15 protein-coding genes are annotated in these 14,327 nt (G+C 64.1%); 7 read left to right on the top strand and 8 right to left on the bottom strand.

Going from position 1 to position 14,327, the window contains the following annotated elements:
• Nucleotides 1-57 precede the first annotated feature (57 nt).
• Nucleotides 58-525: a Cu(I)-responsive transcriptional regulator gene (cueR, locus tag ACIPPQ_RS06315; protein WP_015456766.1), complete on the bottom strand. Its 468-nt coding sequence runs from the start codon at nucleotides 523-525 to the stop codon at nucleotides 58-60.
• The gene (locus ACIPPQ_RS06310; protein WP_015456767.1) at nucleotides 522-3,056 is read right to left on the bottom strand and encodes a heavy metal translocating P-type ATPase; all 2,535 of its coding nucleotides are present in this window, start codon (nucleotides 3,054-3,056) and stop codon (nucleotides 522-524) included. The genes cueR and ACIPPQ_RS06310 overlap by 4 nt, the downstream gene beginning before the upstream one ends.
• A 767-nt stretch (nucleotides 3,057-3,823) precedes the next feature.
• Between ACIPPQ_RS06310 and ACIPPQ_RS06305 the strand changes: the two genes are divergently transcribed.
• The 7 genes from ACIPPQ_RS06305 to ACIPPQ_RS06275 all read left to right on the top strand — a co-directional run bounded on the left by ACIPPQ_RS06305 (nucleotide 3,824) and on the right by ACIPPQ_RS06275 (nucleotide 9,941).
• A complete protein-coding gene (locus ACIPPQ_RS06305) occupies nucleotides 3,824-4,858 on the top strand; it encodes a hypothetical protein (protein WP_446543304.1) in 1,035 nt (344 codons plus the stop codon).
• A 51-nt stretch (nucleotides 4,859-4,909) separates the two neighbouring features.
• Nucleotides 4,910-5,506 (top strand): hypothetical protein, encoded by a 597-nt coding sequence (locus ACIPPQ_RS06300; RefSeq protein ID WP_015456769.1) that lies wholly within the window; start codon nucleotides 4,910-4,912, stop codon nucleotides 5,504-5,506.
• 36 nt (nucleotides 5,507-5,542) lie between these two features.
• Entirely contained in the window at nucleotides 5,543-6,658 is a 1,116-nt protein-coding gene (locus ACIPPQ_RS06295; protein WP_446543303.1) for a hypothetical protein, read from the top strand.
• A gap of 12 nt (nucleotides 6,659-6,670) precedes the next feature.
• Complete coding sequence (locus ACIPPQ_RS06290; protein ID WP_446543302.1) at nucleotides 6,671-7,180, top strand: hypothetical protein; 510 nt, start codon at nucleotides 6,671-6,673, stop codon at nucleotides 7,178-7,180.
• 130 nt (nucleotides 7,181-7,310) lie between these two features.
• Nucleotides 7,311-7,961, top strand: coding sequence for a hypothetical protein (locus ACIPPQ_RS06285; RefSeq protein ID WP_446543301.1), 651 nt, complete (start codon nucleotides 7,311-7,313; stop codon nucleotides 7,959-7,961).
• A gap of 37 nt (nucleotides 7,962-7,998) precedes the next feature.
• Complete coding sequence (locus ACIPPQ_RS06280; RefSeq protein ID WP_446543300.1) at nucleotides 7,999-8,481, top strand: hypothetical protein; 483 nt, start codon at nucleotides 7,999-8,001, stop codon at nucleotides 8,479-8,481.
• Nucleotides 8,478-9,941, top strand: a complete 1,464-nt coding sequence (locus ACIPPQ_RS06275; protein WP_446543299.1) for a tetratricopeptide repeat protein — start codon at nucleotides 8,478-8,480, stop codon at nucleotides 9,939-9,941. The genes ACIPPQ_RS06280 and ACIPPQ_RS06275 overlap by 4 nt, the downstream gene beginning before the upstream one ends.
• A 191-nt stretch (nucleotides 9,942-10,132) precedes the next feature.
• Here the strand turns inward: ACIPPQ_RS06275 and ACIPPQ_RS06270 are convergent, their stop codons facing one another.
• From ACIPPQ_RS06270 to ACIPPQ_RS06245, 6 genes are all read right to left on the bottom strand, one after another.
• Nucleotides 10,133-10,444 carry a BA14K family protein gene (locus tag ACIPPQ_RS06270; protein ID WP_446543298.1) on the bottom strand — a complete coding sequence of 104 codons (312 nt, stop codon included), beginning with the start codon at nucleotides 10,442-10,444 and terminating at the stop codon, nucleotides 10,133-10,135.
• A 55-nt stretch (nucleotides 10,445-10,499) separates the two neighbouring features.
• On the bottom strand, nucleotides 10,500-11,447 hold the full coding sequence (locus tag ACIPPQ_RS06265) for a hypothetical protein (protein ID WP_446543297.1): 948 nt from the start codon (nucleotides 11,445-11,447) through the stop codon (nucleotides 10,500-10,502).
• Between the two features lie 68 nt (nucleotides 11,448-11,515).
• Nucleotides 11,516-11,989 carry a hypothetical protein gene (locus ACIPPQ_RS06260; protein ID WP_446543296.1) on the bottom strand — a complete coding sequence of 158 codons (474 nt, stop codon included), beginning with the start codon at nucleotides 11,987-11,989 and terminating at the stop codon, nucleotides 11,516-11,518.
• A gap of 183 nt (nucleotides 11,990-12,172) precedes the next feature.
• The gene (locus ACIPPQ_RS06255) at nucleotides 12,173-13,201 is read right to left on the bottom strand and encodes a hypothetical protein (RefSeq protein WP_446543295.1); all 1,029 of its coding nucleotides are present in this window, start codon (nucleotides 13,199-13,201) and stop codon (nucleotides 12,173-12,175) included.
• 38 nt (nucleotides 13,202-13,239) lie between these two features.
• Nucleotides 13,240-13,857, bottom strand: a complete 618-nt coding sequence (locus ACIPPQ_RS06250) for a DUF4189 domain-containing protein (protein WP_446543294.1) — start codon at nucleotides 13,855-13,857, stop codon at nucleotides 13,240-13,242.
• Complete coding sequence (locus tag ACIPPQ_RS06245; RefSeq protein WP_446543293.1) at nucleotides 13,854-14,216, bottom strand: hypothetical protein; 363 nt, start codon at nucleotides 14,214-14,216, stop codon at nucleotides 13,854-13,856. The genes ACIPPQ_RS06250 and ACIPPQ_RS06245 overlap by 4 nt, the downstream gene beginning before the upstream one ends.
• Nucleotides 14,217-14,327: the final 111 nt, after the last annotated feature.

Raw genomic sequence — 14,327 nt, 5'->3', positions numbered from 1 at the left:
GCCGGATTCGCCCGGGTTCAGCCAGACAACGGCCAGGGCCCACAGGGCCGGGCGGGCTCAGTGCCGCCGTGCGGGCGGCCCGCCGGGTCCGCCGAAACGCTGCGGCTCGCGGGGTTCGAGCCGCGAGGGCTCGCCGTCGTCGTCGGCCAGCCCTTCGATGATCGGGCAGTCGGGGCGGTCATCGCCGTGGCAATGATCGGCGAGCGTTTCGAGCGTCCGCACCATCGCTTCGATTTCGGCCATTTTTCCGCGGAGCCGTTCGATATGTCCCAGCGCGAATGATTTAACATCGGCGCTGGCGCGGCTCCGGTCCGACCAGAGGCCGAGCAGCTCGCCGATCTGCTCCACCGTAAAGCCGAGATCGCGCGCGCGCCGGATGAAGCGAAGCCGATGCACGTCGGCCTCGTCATAGTCGCGATAGCCCGAGTCGTGGCGCGCGGCCTTGGGGATGAGCCCCGTCTGCTCATAATAGCGGATCATTTTCGTCGAGACCCCCGACAATTTGGAAGCGCGGCCGATGTTCATGCTGCCTCTCCTTCTGCGTTTTTGTCGGACGCGATCACCGGCCGGAACGCCTTCAGCCTGAGCGCGTTGCTTAGCACGAAGACGCTCGACAGCGCCATCGCACCAGCCGCGAAGACCGGCGACAGCAAAGTGCCGTTGAGCGGATAGAGCGCGCCGGCTGCGACGGGGATCAGCGCCGCATTATAGCCGAACGCCCAGAACAGATTCTGCTGGATGTTCCGGATCGTCGCCTTCGACAGCGCGATCGCATTGACCACGCCGCGAAGGTCGCCCGACATCAGAACGACGTCGGCGGACTCGATCGCAACATCAGTGCCGGTGCCGATCGCCAGGCCGACATCGGCCTCGGCGAGCGCGGGGGCGTCGTTGATGCCGTCGCCGACGAAAGCAACCTTGCGGCCCCCCGCCCGAAGCCGGTTGAGCGCATCGACCTTTCCGTCGGGAAGCACTTCGCCGACCACCTCGTCGATCCCCAGCGTCCGCGCGACGGCATCGGCCGTCGCCTGATTGTCGCCGGTGATCATCGCGACCTTGAGTCCGAGCGCGTGCAGCGCGCTGATCGCCTCGGGCGTCGTGTCCTTGATCGGATCGGCGACCGCGATCACCGCCGCAAGCTTGCCGTCGATCGCGGCATAGAGCGGGGATTTGCCTTGCGCGCCGAGTTCGCGGGCCTTGGCGGCAAAGGCCGAGACATCATGCCCCAGCTTGTTCATGAACCGGTCGGCGCCGACCCGAACGTCGCGATCGCCGACCCGCGCCGAAACGCCGTACCCGGGAATGGCTTCGAATGCTGTGGGCGACTGGACGTCAAGACCCCGCGCGTCCGCGGCAGCCACGATCGCCTCGGCGATCGGGTGCTCGGACTGGCTTTCGACGCTGGCGACCAGCGCGAGCACCTCGTCGCGCCCGAACCCGGCCGCCGGCTCGATGTCGGTCAGTTCGGGGCGCCCCTTGGTCAACGTGCCGGTCTTGTCGAGCGCCACGACGCTCACGTCGCGCAGCGTCTGAAGCGCCTCGCCCTTGCGGAACAGCACCCCCAGTTCGGCAGCGCGCCCGGTTCCCACCATGATCGACGTCGGGGTCGCAAGACCCATCGCGCACGGGCAGGCGATGATCAGCACCGCGACCGCATTCACCAGCGCGAAGGTCAGCGCCGGATCGGGGCCGAAGATGAGCCAGATCAGGAAGGTCAGCCCCGCGATCCCCATTACTGCGGGGACGAACCAGGCGGTCACCTTGTCGACCATCGCCTGGATCGGCAGCTTCGATCCCTGCGCCTGCTCGACCATGCGAATGATCTGCGCCAACACCGTGTCCGCGCCGACCTTGGTCGCGCGGAAGGTGAAGGCGCCGGTCTTGTTGATCGTGCCGCCGACGACCGCTGCGCCCGCGGACTTGGCAACCGGGACCGGCTCGCCGGTGATCATCGACTCGTCAACATAGGAGTTTCCGTCAACAACTTCGCCATCGACCGGCACGCGTTCGCCCGGACGCACCTGGACGATATCGCCCGTACGGACATCCGCGAGCGCGACTTCCAGCGCCGTGCCATCGCGCACGACGCGGGCGGTTTTCGCCTGCAGTCCGACGAGCCGCTTGATCGCCTCCGACGTTCGCCCCTTGGCCTTGGCCTCAAGATAGCGGCCAAGCAGGATCAGCGCGACGATCACCGCCGCGGCTTCATAATAGACATTGGCGGTGCCCGCCGGCAGCACGCCGGGGGCGAAGGTCGCGACCAGCGAATAGCCCCAGGCGGCGCTCGTCCCCAGCGTGACGAGCGAGTTCATATCGGGCGTGCCGCGCAGGATCGCGGGAATGCCCTTCTGGAAAAAACGTAGCCCAGGCCCGAAGAGCACCAGCGTGGTTAGGACGAACTGGATCAGCCAGCTCGTCTGCATTCCGATCGTGGCCATGACGAAATCATGGACCGCGGGGATGAGGTGCGAGCCCATCTCGAGTATGAAGACCGGCAAGGCCAGCACCGCGGCGAGAAGCAGCGACCGGCGCAAGCCGATGAGCTCCTCTTCGCGCGCCGAGGCTTGCTGGTCGGACGATGCGCCATCATCCTCAATCCGGCGCGGTTCGTAACCGGCGCCGCGGATCGCGCCCTCCAGATCGCCAAGCGACGCAATGCCAAGATGATAGCGGATGCTGGCTTTCTCGGTCGCCAGATTGACGGTGGCGGTAATGACACCTGGAACCTTGGACAGCGCTTTTTCAACATGACCGACGCACGACGCGCACGTCATGCCCGCAACGCCAATTTCGACCTCGACCTCGGGCACCTGATAGCCCGCGCGCTCGATCGCCTGCACGACGGCAATCGGGTCAGCGGCGCCCGCGAATGTCACATCGGCGCGTTCGGTCGCCAGATTGACGCTGACCCCGTTCACGCCCGGCAGCTTGGCGATCGCCTTTTCGACATGGCCGACGCACGAGGCGCAGGTCATATCGGCGACGGCGACGCTTAACTGCGCCAATCTGGTGGCCGGGTTATCGCTTTCGCGCTTCAATTGCACCACATCGGCCATCACAAAATCTCCGGTTTTCTTCGATTGACCGGGTTGTGGGGTTTCCAACGATGGGAAGGTCAAGGGGAAAACTTTCCGAACCGAAGACTTCCCGCACGTATTTCGACCCGCAATTCCTAGGCGACGCCGAACAGTTCTGGGATGCGGCGAAGCCGCCGAAGCGACGGCGCGGCCCCGCGCGGTTCACACTCTCGTCCCAGCCATCTCGCCTGACCTTTCCGAGGGACGACTGCGGCGGCCGACACGGCCGCGCCCCATATAATCAGTATATTGGCTGAGCGGACTGGGCAGCTACAGGAAATCACATGATTGCCGGGCAAACTTCCAAGGCCTGATAGCCGGTTCCATTGCTCGCTCTCCAAAGCCTGAATGCAGGCAGTCCGCTTCCCGCCCCAAAGCCGCCGTTTCACCATTTTGGAAATCACTGACTCCGCGAGCGGAGAATCGGCCGATGGCTGGCCGGCAGCGCATAGGAGCAAAACCGCGAGAATTGGGTGATTTGGGACCGTCCACATTTAGCCATACAGGGCTGGAAAGCATACATCACTACGGATCGGCTCGTTGCCCGGATTTGACATCTGTTTCACATATCGCGGTCCAGAGCGGGGATCGCGATCCCGATCATATGACCTTTCATGCCGCACCGCGCCCCCAGCATCCGAAGAAAATCGAATATTGTGTGATCAGGGACACAGAGCATGGTCACCGCGGCCTTATCTCCTTGAAACATCCACTATATTGAAGCCGGTGATATGAAGCACATCCTCTTGCACCTGATGCCGTCACCGATCGTTTCGGTTCCGTCAGGTACTCAAATAGGCGCGGCAGGCAGGAAGTCGGGACAGCCAGGCCGCGGATTTGAGCGAGCCGGGGTGATGGCGGACGGCGTCGGGGCGCGGTGGCGGTTCGCAGTGACATCGCTGATGACCGCAATGACGATGGCGGTCGGTCAGCCGGTGCTGGCCGATGTTACTGATCAGACCATGCTGGACGCGCTGCCGGAGCGTTTCGGCCCCGATCTTTCCGCACAGTCCTTCGGGGACGAACAACGGGCGCTTGCGAGCACCGTGAGCGACTATCTGTCGGGCAGCTATTGTATCGCCGGCCAGCGATCGATCGCGCTTCCGGCGCGTGACCTCCAATGGGCAGCAATCGGCAAGGCGGCCGGCGGCGACATCGAGCCGCTTCTGCAAGGCTATCGCGTCCTGCCCGACGGATACAGCCCCGGCTACGACCTCATTGCGACATGGGCGGTGCGGGATGCTCCGGGGAGGCTCATCGCACTCGCTGCGCTAGAAAATGCACTGCCGGGGCGCAAGCATCTCCTGAGCTATTTCGAGCTCCGGAAGGTGCCCGACGTCGTGGCAGCAGGGCAACCCTGCAGCGCCGGACAGCCTGCCCATTCCGAGGGCAAGGCTCCGCCCGTCCTTGCGGATTTGCCTCCCCCCGATGGCAGGCGCATCACGCCGCGCGCCGCCGATCGCACGCGGATGGTCGAAGTCCTGAACGCCCGCCTGGAGGGTCGTTACCGGATCGGCGCGGAGCGCTATTTCAAAGAGCGCGACGCGCGTTCGGGATTTGGCGTGGCGGGACGTCCGGGCGCCTTCCTGAAGCGGCACCATGGCGCGGCGTTCGAGGCGGCGATCGCCGATTCTCAATCGGGCAGCCGTGTTTCGGCCACGCTCTGGTGCCTCGACGACAAGTCGCATCGCTGCTTCGCCGTGGCGGCGCTGGAAAGCGTTGGCGGCCCCGACAACGACCTGATCGGCTATTTCGAGATCGGGCGCGAATATGGAAACTGACGCCCGGCGAGGGCGCACGAGAAACGGCCATCAACCGATATGGAGACAGATATGATGAAGACCCTGGCCGCCGCACTGGCTTTTTCGGCGCTCGGCATTGCCGGATGCAGCGCCGAGGACGTCGAGGCAGCGCAAGCCGATAACGACGCGCGGGTAACGAGACAGCAGCCCGCCGCGTCGCAGCCGATGCCCCGCGACGTGACCGACAAGCCATCTCCCACGCCTGGCTATGACTGGCATCTCAGGATCGACGAGAGCATCCGGACCCGCCCGGCCACCCTCGCCTATGAGGTTAGCGATACGGACAGGCAGCCGCTCACGATCACCTGCGAAGAGGGAAGCTCGAGGCTGTTCGCGGAAATCAGCGGCGGTCCGGCCGATCTTGCGAAGCTGACGCTGACCTCGGGAGACCAGACGCTGCAACTGAAAGGCGAGACGCGCCCGACCGAAATCCCCGAGATGCCCCATTTTGTTTCCGAGGAGATCGCGGGCGACGCCCCCCTCGTCACCGCCTTCGCCGCGAACGGATGGCTTCGGATGACAGCGAAAGACATGACGACCGATATGGCCGCGAGCCCCAAAGGCGCGAAGGCGGTCGCGGATTTCGTGAAGCATTGCACCCGCCCCTATTCGCCGTGGGGTGAATAGGATGCGTTCGCGGTTCAGAACAAGGGAAACGAGGTGTTGAGCATCTTGCTGATGGCGGCGGCGCTGACCGCGGGCGAGCCCGATTGCGCCGCGATCGAGCGGAGCGTCGGAGAGCCGCTGGCGATCGAAACAGTGGCTATCATGCCTCGGGCTCTGTTCTCCGAAGCGTCGGCGGAGACTGACACGAAGGACGGAGCCGTCATGACCGGCCGCTTCGAATATCGTGGTAACGGGATTTCCGTCCGTTCGAGCGATCCGCGCTTTGCCGATATCATCGTCGATCATGCCCGCGGCGAGGTGCATCGCTGCGGCCAAGGCATATGGCGGATCGGTTCGGTCGGCGCTTCTGCCCCCAACCGGAAAGGTCCGTCAATCAGGCTCAGACCTCTCAGCGATGGCGCGACGTTGGGCTCCGGGGCGATGGTTGCGGCGCAGCGCGGCACGATCCCGGTCCTGGCAGGCTCCAGGCTGCTGGCATCTTGGCCGGCAGGCGTCGGCCATGAGGAGATTTTTATCGGCATCATGGGACCGGTGGTGGGCCCGCAAAAACACTCCGACATCGTCGCGTTTGCAGACGTCGCCGGACCTACGCCGGCGGTGCGCCTCGCGCGGCTCGATCGCGCTTTTCAGGCTCTCGGGGTTTTGCCGGCGCTGCATGTACCCGAATCCCTTGTCCAGCTGATCGGCACGAGCGCCGAAGGCGAGCTCGACTATGTCACGTTGATCCTGTCCGATGCCAGGTTCGGGGAAATCGTAGCCGAGCTGGCCGCGCAACCGGCCACCCCCATCCCCGACATGATCGGAGGACAATCGGCGATCGATGCGCTCGTGGACAATACGGTGATCATCCGGGCCGAAGGGATGCCGGGCGAGACCGCACTCCACTTGCGCGGCGACGGCACCGCCGTCTCTTATGACGCGGGACCGCCTCGCAAGACCGAGACGGTCAAATGGTCGCTCGGTGATCGGGGGACTCTGTGCATCATCGGCGCCACAGAAAACAGGACCCCGTCTGGGTCCGACTGTGCGCAAGTCTCGCTCGCGGGCGACATCGTGACTCTCCGGCTCTCGGCCGAAGATCATGGCGAGGGGCTCGACGATCTCGTCACGTTGCAAGGCCGGCTGGTCCCCGGCAATCCGTTGAGTCTTTAAGGGAGTTATCCGATGCGACATTCGATCATCCGCACATGCGGCGTCCTTGCCCTTCTCCTGCCCATGGCGTGCGCATCGCAGGCAGAGCCCGGAGATGATGTGCCTCCCCTTGCTGCCTATGTCGGCAAATATGTTCATGACAAGGTCGGCGGGGTTGCGTTTCTCGATCATCCGAAGGTTCGGGCCGCAATCGAAGCCTCGGGCGCGCCGGCCGACGCAAAGGAACTGCTGCGGGAAACGGACGCTGTCGTCACGCCGCTGATCAGGGTGGGCGACGACCGGCTTTATGCGCGGGGCTTCGAAGCCGCGAGCGGCGGCGACGTCAACTGGGGACTCCTCATCGCGGCGGACGGGAGCGTCGCGGCGGTTTGCTACTCCCAGCCCGTCGATCGGAACAGCCGCACCGCCGAATGGTACGTACGTGGCGAAAAGGCCTTTACCCTGTCGGAGATGTGTCCGTCCGAAGCGGAAGAGATGACCGATTCCTTCGGCACCTGGCCCATCGGCCCGATACCGGGCTGAAGTATGAATGAGACTCACTTATATCTCTGAATAGATTCGATTTTTACGGAGACCGAACCGAATGTTCCGTGGAGGAAAAATGACCAGCAATGACAACCGACCGAAGCCGAAATTCTGCAGGGGGCGGACGATGCCTCTGACCGCATTGGCCGCCGTCCTGCTTGTTTCCGCTTGCGGCGCGACCGGGAATGCCTCCGAAGCGGATGCCGGAACCGGGACGATCCATGACGTGGCAGCCGCGGCGGCGCCCGCGGCATCGCGGCCAGCACCGGCCGTGGCCGCGGAGCCTGTCGATCGCGAAATGCTCGCCGAGGTGCAACGCGCCTGCAAGGCGGACGAGTTCGGCGAGTTCGTGCATCTCTTCGTGCGCGCGCCGCAAATCCGCAGCCATTTCATGGCCGATCAGATCGAGGTGATCAGAGACGGCCGGTCGAGTCTTGTCGCGCGCGATGATTATGATGATTTTCCCATCGAAGCGCTCGACTGGAACTATATCGTGCCCGGCAGCTTCGGCGATCCGGGCGACGACGGCCCGCCTCCGGTGCCGCAATATCTCGATATCGATACGCGCCGCCTGGCGGACGGCGCGGCGGTCGTCGACTGGATCCGGGCGACCTTCACGGGTGACGACGAAGGCGATGGCCTGGGAGAGGTGATCGAGCGGCTCGGCCAGCCCGGCAGCCTCACCTTCAAGCGCCGGTCCGACGGATGCTGGGCGCTCGCGAAAGATGTGCGCAATCCGGCCGACTCTCCGTTCAGGGCGGGCAAACCCGCCGATTGAGGAGCCGCCGAGCGACATCGCGAAAGGATCGCAAGCAATGTTCGGGATCAACCGTCTCACGCTGGTTCTGGGCGCCGCGGCGGCTCTCGGAGCAGGGCAGGCCGAAGCCTGCGCCCACCGCAGCCGACAATTTATGTTCGATCCCGCGGCGCGCGACTTTCCCCGGAACCGCGACATGCAGCCGGCGCGCATCGCGCGCTCGGGAGCGCATTACGACTATTGGCGGAAGCGCGAAGCCAAATTCCTGAACGGAACGGACGACCTCGTGTTCGCGGGCGTGGTCTGGCTCAAGGGCGAACGGCCGGGGCGCTATATTCCGCTGCTGGTCGGACGGTGGTCGCTCTCATGCAGTGATCTCGACTTCGGGTTCTGGGACATCGACGGCCGCTTCCTGACCGGACGAACGCAGTCGCTGAACGACATCGATGTCTTCATTGCGGCACATCGTGACAAAGGATCGGGTGTTTTCAGGACCGGACGACAGTTTGAGGCCGAAGAGACCAAGGAAAGAACCCAATGATACGGCGGTCAGGCGCGGCGCTCCTTGCGGTTGCCATTGCCTGCAATTGGAATGTTGCCGCTGCCCAGACGATCCCTGTCCAGACGGAAGCGACTGACCCACTGCCTGCATTACGTGTGCTGGATGGCATCACAACCAGAGAGTGGTCGCTCCCCGACAGCGTATTTCTTGCCGACCTTGGAAATCGTGCGCCTGTCGCCAGCTACCGCGCCGCCGCCGAAGCGGGCGACATCCGCGCGCAGGCGATATTGGGGTATTTCCACAGTGCAGGTGTCGGCGGAGCGCGCGACGACGCCGAAGCCGTGCGCTGGCTGCGGCTGGCTGCCGATCGGCGGAATGCCTTCGCCCAGGTCTTTTTGGGTAGCCTCTATGCGAATGGCACGGGGGTTGCGCGGAGCGACACCGAAGCCGTTCGGCTATATCGGCTCGCGGCCGACCAGGGGAGCGGAATCGGGCAATCGAAACTTGGCTATGCCTATGAGAAAGGCCGAGGCGTTATCCAGAACTATGACGAGGCTGTGCGGCTCTACCGGCTCGCCGCCGCACAGGGAAGCGTATCCGCTCAAGTGGATCTCGGCAATCTTTACGCCGACGGCCGGGGTGTGGATCAAGACTATGCCGAGGCGGCGCGTCTGTACCGGCTTGCCGCCGAACGAGGCTATGGCCGGGCACAAGCAAACCTCGGCAATCTCTACGCACAAGGCCGTGGCGTGCCGCAGGATTTCGGCGAAGCGCTACGCCTGATCAGACTCGCGGCCGACCAGAAGGACCCGACGGGACAGGCAAATCTGGGCGGACTTTACCTGGTTGGCATTGGCGTCGATCGGGATCACGCCGAGGCGGCTCGCTGGTTCCGGCTTGCGGCTGATCAGGAGAACCCCGTGGGAGAGGTTGGCCTTGGCTTTCTTCATGTCGCCGGTTCCGGCGTGCCCCTTGATTATCCCGCGGCAGCGGAGCTTTTTCGACGCGCAGCGAGCCACGGCGATCCGAATGGACAGGCAAATCTGGGAATCATGTATCTGGAAGGCAACGGCGTCGTTAAGGATTATAAGCAGGCGGCGCGTCTGTTCCGGCTCGCCGCCGACCAAGGGAGCCTCGATGGTCAGACTGGCCTTGGACTGATTTATGAAAAGGGCCTCGGTATCGCACAGAATCACGCCGAAGCGGCCCGTTGGTATCGGCGCGCCGCCGATCAGGGTTATGCGAATGCGCAGGTCAGGCTTGGCATCCTCCATGAAAAAGGCCTAGGCGTCACGCGCAATCCGGCGCTGGCAATCACGCTCTATCGCCAGGCCGCAGCCGGCGGAAACCCCGAAGCGCACTTCCGGATCGGCACCTGCCTCATCGCCGGCACGCAGTGCGGAGCCCGGGATCCGGTCGAAGGGCGGCGTCTTATCGGCATCGCGGCGGAACAGGGATATCCCGCCGCACAGGACTGGATCGCGGCGAATCCCGAATGATCCAATTCAGTCCGCCGGGACAGCCGGAATGGAGCCCGCGGACTTCCCTGCCTGGTCGGCGGTGGGCATGACAATCGATGACCACGCCGCCGGAATCCGGCGGCGTAGTCAAACTGCCGGCAATGCGCACGAACTCGATGCAGCCAACTCCGGGGAAGCACTATGCTGCATCGCGAGGATCGCCTTGCTGTCTAGAGCTTGCAGCGCAATCGAACGCCCGGGCGCGCCAAAAATGTGTCGGTTCGAGAGTCATAGCTACGATAGCGTGCGGCGCATGCGCGTTGATGGGACCGTGTCGATTTGACAGTCGCCCCGCGTCTTGTGGACTTGCCTTTGGCCGACTTGCCTCGATTCGGCGCGGTCTGCTGTTCCAGCAAATTGCCCTGATGCATGATCATTGCCTGCTGGCCGGCGTCGATCAACTGGGCAGAGGCGGGTGCGATGCCGGTGATGCCAAGGCTGGTTACGAGTCCGGCAATCGCGACACATTGTAAAAAACGCATCGAACATCTCCTTTTCAAGATGAATGTCAAAATGTGGAAGTGAAAGATGACCCGGTTATTTGTGCGTATATCCGGTCGCGAAGTCGTGAACGAACAGCCCGGGCTTGCGACTGTCGAACGAAGCCTGCAGCTTGCACGTCGCACGCTGTTGCTTGCAGTCGAGCTCCGCCGCTTGCTTCGCGCGCTTGGCCGAGGTCTCGGCGGTCGCCCGGTCGTCATTATCGTTCAGTCGATACGCCTGAATAAATCCGTTACCGGACAGCGCCCGGGTCTCGCACGGACGCTTTGCCATATCGGAGCAGGCTTTTTGGGCAGCGGCGGATACGCCGCTCGCCGTTTGAAATCCGCTTACGATATAGAGCCTGCCGTCATAGCCATCGGGGCCCTTTACGGCCGCTGCCGCCGCATACAGCTTTCGCGCGCCGGACTTGGGCTCCTTTTTGCCTGAGCTGGAGCGAACGGTCGCAAAGACCTCGCAGGGCAACAATTGCTTGGCCGAGCATTCGGCAAGAACCCGCTTTCGGTCCGCCCCGCCCTCGCCGTTCCACCCGGTGTAGAAATAGCCTTCCCTGTCGCGAAAGACGGTCATCGATGAATTCGACCATGAGGTGGCGACCTCGCAGCCGGCACCCAGCGCGCCCATCATGTTGTTGCACATCCAGACCACCTCCTTCTTGGGGGCCCAGTCACCGTTGACGTAATTGCCGTCCACCCAGATGTCGGCGACGTCGGGATGCCAGCCGATCGCAGCATGGCTGTTTGTCGGGCCCGAGGGGTACGGTGCCGGCGTGCCGCCGCCGTCGCGCGTGCACAGCAGCAAGGGCGGGGTTCCCTGCGGCGAATTGGGCGGAGGCGGGGCCGACCCGACCGCCCTTTCTCCGGGGCCTGGTCCCTGCCCGCTGCAGGGATAGACCTGCGCCTCGGCCGATATCGGCCAGAGGCACCAGGCCAGTGCGATGGCAAGAAGCTGCCCGATCTTGCGTGTTGTTACTGTGCTAAACATGTGTCGATCTCCATTTCGATTGCTATCGCGGCGCGTGCCCATGGCGCGTCCCCGGCTCGGACCAGCGGTCAGGACGGGCATGACTTGGGACTGATTTTTTCGAACGAGACGGCGACCTGCGTGAACTGCCATTGCCCTTGCGTAGCCACTCGCGCCCATTTTCCGGGCGGTGCGAGCACCGCATCGACATAGGCAAATCCGCAATCGGGGGCCCTAGCCCCTCCTTTTACCATGATTCTCAGTCGGGCGCGGCCGAACGCGCCGTCGACGTCGACCTCCGGCTGGCCGAATGAGAAGGAAATATCCGGCTTCGGGCCGAACATCTCGGTAAGCGAGCGGCGCGCCGGTTCCCCTTCGAACATTTTCGCCTCGGCAAGACCGCCGGGTTGCGTGACGACAAAGAACAGGCGAGTGCGCTCCGTAAAATGGACGAAAGGCTGATATCTTGGGTCAGGATGCGCGAGCAGTTCGAAGAGGTTGCGGGTTGCCAGTTCCAGCTTTTCCGACGGCGATCGTTCTTCCTCGACCGGCGGCACCTGCATTACCGACGATTCCTGAGATATTTCCCCAAAAGCGGGCGCCGCAGCGGCGGCCACGACCGAAAGGATGAGACTCGTGAAGCGAAAGGCAATGCGACAGTCAGAGCGCAAATTCGGCATCCTGCAGGCATTCGGGACGGAGATGGGGACGGCGTTGCAAAGGATTGGCTGGCCTGTCCATCAGCCTCACCGGCCCAGTACCGCGGCGCAGCTGCCTCTTGTGAAATAGTCGACGATCGTGCCGCCGCGGACCTCGAAGCTCGCGGTACAATCGATCGCGGTGTCCGATCGGGCCGGTCCGCCCCCGACACACATCATGCCGCCGTTTTTCGAGTTCGGATCGGGCACATGCATATTGCCCGCGCCGCAGCCTCCGGAGGGATCGGGACCCGCGACAGCGCTCGTCCTATAATAATGGACGAGACGCCGGGGCCCCTCGTCCTCGTAGCGCGTCGGCGTGCCCCAACGGCTCACCAGTTCGGTATCGCGATGTCCGATCCACGGTTCGAGGCTGCGGCGGACAGGCACCGGCTCGCGCTTCTCGCGCGCCGCGAACCGGTCTCTCTCCTCGCGTTCGGCCGCCTCGGTCGCCATGACGCGATCGGCCACGGCTCCGGCCTCGCCCAGCGCACGCTTCCGCCGTTCGGCGATATCTGCCAGAACGCGTTCCTGCTCCTCGATCGAGCGGACATTGGTATCGGCCGGACGCTTGCCGTCGGCCCAGAGCGAAGCCCAGACCCGCTCCTCGACCCCGATGATCGTGAGATCGCCGAGATAGCGGATGCCGCCCGCCATTTCCTTGCGCATCGCGACGCGCGCCGCTTCGCTCGCCGACCCCATCGAACAGGCGAAGGCTGCGACCCTGGCGTCGGCTTCGTCCTCGAACGCGCGGAACGGACGGTTGGGCGCGCGCTGGAGGGCGCCGCCGCGCGGCGTGACCTGGATCAGCTCTTCCTTGATCTTTTGGGCGTTGCAATCGACCGTCACATTCGAGGTGACCCATGCCGGCTGCTTCGTGCCCTCGAGAACGACGATGCTCTCGAGCGTGTACATATTATCGGCGAAAGGGACCGGCCGGATGCTGCTCTCCTCGACCGCGACCGACACGCGAGCCGGTTTCGTACCGCCGCTATGGACCAGCCACCAGTCGCCCGCCGCGGCGGGCGACGACAGGCCCGTTATCAAGACCGCCCAGGCCAGCCCGATTTTCTTCATGTGATTCTCCATCGGCCCTATCCGTTCCGCACTCGTCATCACTGGACCTGACGGACGCTGTGATGGCTGCAATCGGACAGGATGACGGTGCAGCTATTCGTGCTCCCGTCGCTGCGGCAGGCCTTGACCGCATTGGCTTCGGCCTCTTCCTTCGAAGTGCCGGTGTTCGCGCTGTCGCTTCCCGGAACCGCGGCCCCCTTGCTCACTGCGCGCGCTACCGCGGCGCACTGGTTCGAATAGCTGAGCATCAGCGAACAATTGCTTCCCGCGACTTCGCGGCAATGCGCAAGCGCGCCTGCCGCGGCCTTTTTCTCCGAGCGATAATAATTGCCGGTCGACCAGCTCGCATTGGCGCTGTCGTAGGCGAGCGCACCAAATGCCTTGTCGACGGTAAATTTGGGCGGCGGCGGGGCTGCCGGCCCCGCCGCCGCGGCCTGTTCGCTGCCGCCGGGCACGCAGATCACGCGCTGATAGGTGTTTCCGTTCTGCTGGTAGCTTTCCTGGACCGGCATATGACCGAAGGGACAGCCATTCTCGGCAAGCACAGGCTCGGGCCGCGCCAGGAGGAAAAGCGCCGCGCCCGCCACCGTCGCGATGCCGGCCAGAAAAAGCCGTGATCTGCCGCGTGGAGCGGTATAGGGAAAAGGCCGGATCATTTCTTTCCTCCTTCCTTATTCGCGCCTTCCTCGCCGGCGATCGTCGCCTTCGGCGCGCAGCCCGATTTGCGATCGATCTTGTCGGCCGCGATACTGCCCGCCGCGGCGCCCGCCATCGCGACGGTGGCGTCGCCCGCGACAAGACCGACGATGCCGCCAACGAGCCCACCGAGCCCGCTCTTCTTCGACGCGACCGACATGCATTCGCTCGTGTCGACCGCTTCCGAGACATGGACCTTGGGACCCGGCTTGGCCGCGGTTTGCGCCGCGGGCGCCGGCGGCTCGGCAGGCTGTGTCTTCGCGGCTGCCGGCGTCGAAACGATCAGCAAAGCAGTCAGGGAAAGAAGGGTGCTTTTCATGATATCTGCTCCAAATATTTAGCTGTTTCAAACGGATACGAAAATCGCCGGGACATTCTGTGCACCGCGTCACAGCCGGAAAGTTTTGCCGAAGGCCGTGGTGCGGCTTGC

This window comes from Sphingopyxis sp. LARHCG72 (assembly GCF_052871675.1).
This window is presented reverse-complemented; position numbering and strand designations above follow the sequence as displayed.